Here is a 4,478-nt window from a genome sequence, read left to right on the forward strand (position 1 = left end):
GGTCTCCTCTTCGACCATCGTCTCGCCCGAGCACCTTTGCAGGACCGGGCTTCAGGTCGCGATGCGCACCCTCGCCGCCATCAAGGGACCGGTGGCGATACGCTTCGCCTCCGGTCACGGCGGCGGATTCATCCTGTCCGACAACCACGGCGAGATCCCCTACCAGGTCCCGGAAGATACGCTGCTGGCGATCTCCGAGGCGGTCCATCGCTGGGGCACCTATCCGCTCGATGTCTCCCGCGAGCCCCCGAGCCCGCCGTTGCTGAAGGACCCCCGGAGCTGACCGTGGCGGAAACGCTTTGTCTGAGGGTCTGTAGCCATTTTCGACAGGATGTCGAGACTGCGCTGGCGGGCCTCGGCGCGAAAGACGTGCGCGTCCAGTCTTACCCCGCCGTCTGCACGCTGCGTCCCGGACGGTGCAACCTCGCCGAGGCCCGCGAGACCCCGCCGCCCGAAGGTTCCGACGGCGCATTGGTGTTCCTGGGGTGCGATGCCGAGACGCGTGCGGCGCCGCCGGATCCGCGCGTGCACCTGGTGAAGCTCGACCATTGCATTCACCTCTTGGCCGGGAGCGATGTCCTCGAGCCCGAGATACAGGGCGGGGCCTATCTCGTTACGGCCGGTTGGCTCAAGCAGTGGCGCGGGCACCTGCGCGAGATGGGTTTCGATCGGCAGACGGCGGTCGAGTTTTTCCGCGAATGCTCGCGCGAGCTTCTGCTGTTGGATACGGGCAACGACGCGCACGCTCTCGGGGACCTCGAGGCGATGGCTGCGTATCTGGGTCTACCGTGCCGCAGCCGCTATGTCGGATTGGATTACCTGAGACTCTTTCTCTCCGGTGCCATGGCCAAGTGGCGCCATCTCGCCGCGGAGACGAAAACCCGCGAGATCCTGGCCCAGGCCAACCGCAAGGTCGCCGATTACGCCATGGCCTTCGACCTGCTGGTTCGCTTGTCGCACATCACCGACGAGGAGGCGACGATCGCAGCGATTCAGGAGCTCTTCGCGATGCTCTTCGGATGCACCAACCTGGTCTACGCCCAGGTGGAGGAGGGACGGGTCAAGGAGATCTTCGCCGCGGAGGAGCGACCTCGGGATCGCCTGGATCTCCAGCAGGCGCTCGATGCCCTGCACGAGGGTTATCTGATCATGCCGTCCGGGAACGGTTTTTTCCTCCGGATCGACTACCGGGACACCGTCCTGGGGCTGATGCTGGTGCGCGAGATCCCGTTTCCGGCCTATCGCGATCAATATCTGAATCTCGGGCTGGCGATCTCCAACCTCTGCGGCTTGGCGATCTCCAATGCACGCACCTTCGTGAAGCTCCAGGAGGCGGAGCGAAACCTGCGCCACGAGCGCGATATCAACGCCCGCTTGTTCCAACAGGTGCGGGTCCTGGCCGATACGGATCCCCTCACCGAGCTGCTCAATCGCCGTCGTTTTTCCGAGCTTGCGGAGGTCGAGTTCGCCCGTGCCAAACGCTATTCCACTCCGATCGCGGTGATCATGCTCGACATCGATCACTTCAAGCAGGTCAACGATACCTACGGACACGCCGTCGGCGATCAGGTCCTCAAGGCGATTTCCGAGCGGCTGCGCGCGGTTCGCGTATCGGACATCCTGGCGCGTTACGGCGGCGAGGAGCTGGTGGCCCTATGCCCCGAAACCAACGCCCGAGAGGCCGAACGATTCGCCGAGCGCCTGCGCTTGGCACTTCAGCAGCACGCCGTCGAAACCACGGAGGGACCGCTCCAGATCCCGGCGAGCATCGGCGTGGCGATGCTCGAGGGCGGTGTCGAAAACCTCGACGCACTGATCGATCGTGCCGACCAGGCGCTTTATGCCGCGAAATCCGCGGGGCGTAATTGCGTGCGGGTTTACGGCCGGGATCCCGACGAATCCCCGTCCTGAATGCGTCGGTCGGCACAGCCGAGGAACTCGCGCACCACTTGGTGATACGCCTCGGGTTGCTCGATCATCGGCAGGTGGCCGCAGTTGTCGAGCCGAGCCTCCCGGACGTTGCGGATCCGTGCCGCAAGGGCGCGGGCGCCGGACGGCGGCATCACGGCATCCGCGTCGGCATTCACCATCAGGGTCGGGGTCGCCATCGTCTCCAAGGCGGCCTGGAAGGCCGGACTGCCGGCGCCGATTGCACACTCGAGCGCGCTCAGCGGATCCGTGCTCAGCAACTCCCGCACGCCGCCACGCACCATCTCGTCGTCCTCGGGGAGCCGGTGCAGGACGTGACCGGCGATGGCGCGGTACACCGGCGGTTGAGCGCCGAACCAGTCGATCGCCGGGCGCGAGAGTGCGAGCCACGGCCGGGACATGGCCAGCCAGGGCCGCCAAAGCGACATGGCGAGGTTCATCTGGTGATAGGCTTGCGTCATGGCCAGACGCTCGAGCGCGTTGCGGGCCATGCCCAAGCTCGTCAGCACGAGTCGATCCACCCGCGCGGGCCAGCGTGCCGCGACCAGGATCGCGACGGCAGCACCCCAGGAATGGCCATTCAGATCGACGCGCTCCAGGCCCAGGCGGTCGGCGAAGTCGATGACCAAGCCTGCCATGGCTTCGGGTCCGGTTGCGCCGTGTCGTACCGGGGTGTCCCCGTGACCCGGGAGATCCAAGGCATAGAGATCGCGGATGTCCGAAGGTGCTCCGGGGTGTGCTGCCAGTGTCGCGAGGATCCACCCCAGCCGTGGACCAGCAAGAGCGGCGGTTCTCCATCGGTGACCTTCCGATAGGCCACGGGGCCGTCGGCGAGCGTCAGGCGAGCGTCAGGCGATGACGGATCGAGAAGTCCATCGGCGTTGCTCCATGAAAGCGGGCTGCGAGGCGGGGTCTGCGGCTCGAGGTATGCCGGCGAGGAGCGGCGCAGCATAATGACCGTCCGGCGGGCTCGCAAGATCTATCAGGATCTCGTCAGACGTCGTCAGGATCTCTGCGACAGGCCCGGATCACTTCCGAGAAGGTACAACCATGACCAAACGCACGACAGCTTCCCCGGGAATCATCGTCGCTCTCGCGACTGCATCTGTTTTGCTCGTGAGCTGCTCGGGCTCGCGCGAGGATGTACGCGTGAGCTTCTGCAAGAGTTTGGTGACGACGCAGGTCGCTTCGCCCAGCTCGGTGCGCTGGACCGGCATGGAAACCCAAGCCCGCGGCCATTCGGGACTCACCGTCGTGCTGGGGTTCGAGTCCGACGGCGAGGGCCGGCCTCGGCAGGCGACCTGTCACTATCGTTACAACGCGGTCGAGGACACGGCATTGACGCTGAGCGACCCCTTGTCCGTCTATTCGACCTCCCCGGAGACCATGACGATCGACGGTGAGTCGCTCTCCAGACCCGCCCTCGCACGAGCGGTCAAGGAGGCGGTGATCAGCCAAGGCAAGGCGATGATCGACCGCGCACAGAAGGGGATCGAGGATGCCGCGGCCATGGCGCGCGACCGGCTAGGCTCCGGAGACGGCAACTGAAGGCCGCGCCGGCGGCCGATCGCGATCAGAGCAAGCGTTCGATGGCCTCGATCATCGTCTTGCTCTCCGGGCCGGTTCGGCTCGGGAAGACCTCGACGACCTTGCCGTCGCGGTCGATCAGGTACTTGTAGAAGTTCCAGTCGGGGTAGACGCCGGTCTCTGCGGCCAGTTGTGAGAAGAAGGGTGCCGCATCGCCTTTGCGGACCTGGACCTTCTCGAACATCGGAAACTCCACCGAATAGGTCAGGCGGCAGAAGTCCTGGATCTCCTTCTCGGTGCCGGGCTCCTGATTCGCAAAGTCGTTGGACGGGAAGCCGAGCACCACCAGCCCGCGCTCGCCGTATTCGCGGTAGAGGGCTTCGAGACCCTCGTACTGCCCGGTGTAGCCGCATTTGCTCGCGGTGTTCACCGCAAGGATCACCTTGCCTTGATAGGCGTCGCAAAGGCGCACCGTCTCGTCCCCGGCGAGACGACGCATCTCGAAGTCGAGGGCCGGGGCGCAGGCGGCGGAAGCCGCGGCGGGCAGCAGGAGTGCACCGAGCATTGGGAGCAGGACGAAAAGCCACATCGTCGATACCTCATCGGGTTGTTCATGACCTAGACGAAGTGTCAAATATGGCGGTCAATCCCTGAACGCAAGTATCCCGGCTGCGCATGCACGGTAGAACTGAAGGCTGCACGTGCGCATCAATTCACATCGACACGCCGGTCGTTCCTTCACCGGAAATCGCCTATGCACCCGCTCAGGCGGCGACGTTCGTGCCGACTAAAGTCGGCGTACCCGGCCCCGGGTGCGCCGACTTCAGTCGGCCCCCGGGGAGGCGGACTTCAGTCCGCCGTCTGCGCTCGACGTCGCCGTCTCGCCGGCCGGCTTGCACGAAGCGTAGAGGTCCCGACAGATCAACCGAAGCGACGACCCTAAAACGCGATCCCGGCCAGGCCGCGGATGGCGTCGCGGTTGTTGCGCGATGTCGCCAGGGCCAACGCCGGGTGAGCCGGCA

General features: G+C 65.4%; 4 protein-coding genes and 1 pseudogene. 3 read left to right on the top strand and 2 right to left on the bottom strand.

Features of this window, described 5'->3' with window-relative positions; genetic code table 11:
- Both VLR48_RS09905 and VLR48_RS09910 read left to right on the top strand, forming a co-directional pair.
- A pseudogene (locus VLR48_RS09905) lies at positions 1-283 on the top strand (methylcobamide--CoM methyltransferase MtbA); the annotation flags it as partial.
- Positions 284-285: 2 nt separating this feature from the next.
- Positions 286-1,911 (top strand): diguanylate cyclase, encoded by a 1,626-nt coding sequence (locus VLR48_RS09910; protein WP_325291628.1) that lies wholly within the window; start codon positions 286-288, stop codon positions 1,909-1,911.
- Here VLR48_RS09910 and VLR48_RS09915 read toward each other — a convergent pair.
- Complete coding sequence (locus tag VLR48_RS09915) at positions 1,878-2,696, bottom strand: alpha/beta hydrolase (RefSeq protein ID WP_325291631.1); 819 nt, start codon at positions 2,694-2,696, stop codon at positions 1,878-1,880. The two genes, VLR48_RS09910 and VLR48_RS09915, sit on opposite strands and share 34 nt — an antisense overlap.
- Positions 2,697-2,979: 283 nt before the next feature.
- Between VLR48_RS09915 and VLR48_RS09920 the strand changes: the two genes are divergently transcribed.
- Complete coding sequence (locus VLR48_RS09920; protein WP_325291629.1) at positions 2,980-3,477, top strand: hypothetical protein; 498 nt, start codon at positions 2,980-2,982, stop codon at positions 3,475-3,477.
- 25 nt (positions 3,478-3,502) lie between these two features.
- On the opposite strand, the gene VLR48_RS09925 is transcribed toward VLR48_RS09920, so the two are convergent.
- A complete protein-coding gene (locus tag VLR48_RS09925) occupies positions 3,503-4,045 on the bottom strand; it encodes a glutathione peroxidase (protein ID WP_325291630.1) in 543 nt (180 codons plus the stop codon).
- Between the last annotated feature and the right edge of the window lie 433 nt (positions 4,046-4,478).

The sequence above is a fragment of the Thiocapsa sp. genome (assembly GCF_035467215.1).
In the GTDB taxonomy this organism is placed as follows: Bacteria; Pseudomonadota; Gammaproteobacteria; order Chromatiales; family Chromatiaceae; genus Thiocapsa.

Coding starts and splice junctions, on each gene's coding strand:
- VLR48_RS09925 (WP_325291630.1), bottom strand. CDS start 4,045: ATGTGGCTTTTCGTCCTGCTCCCAATGCTCGGTGCACTCCTGCTGCCC.
- VLR48_RS09920 (WP_325291629.1), top strand. CDS start 2,980: ATGACCAAACGCACGACAGCTTCCCCGGGAATCATCGTCGCTCTCGCG.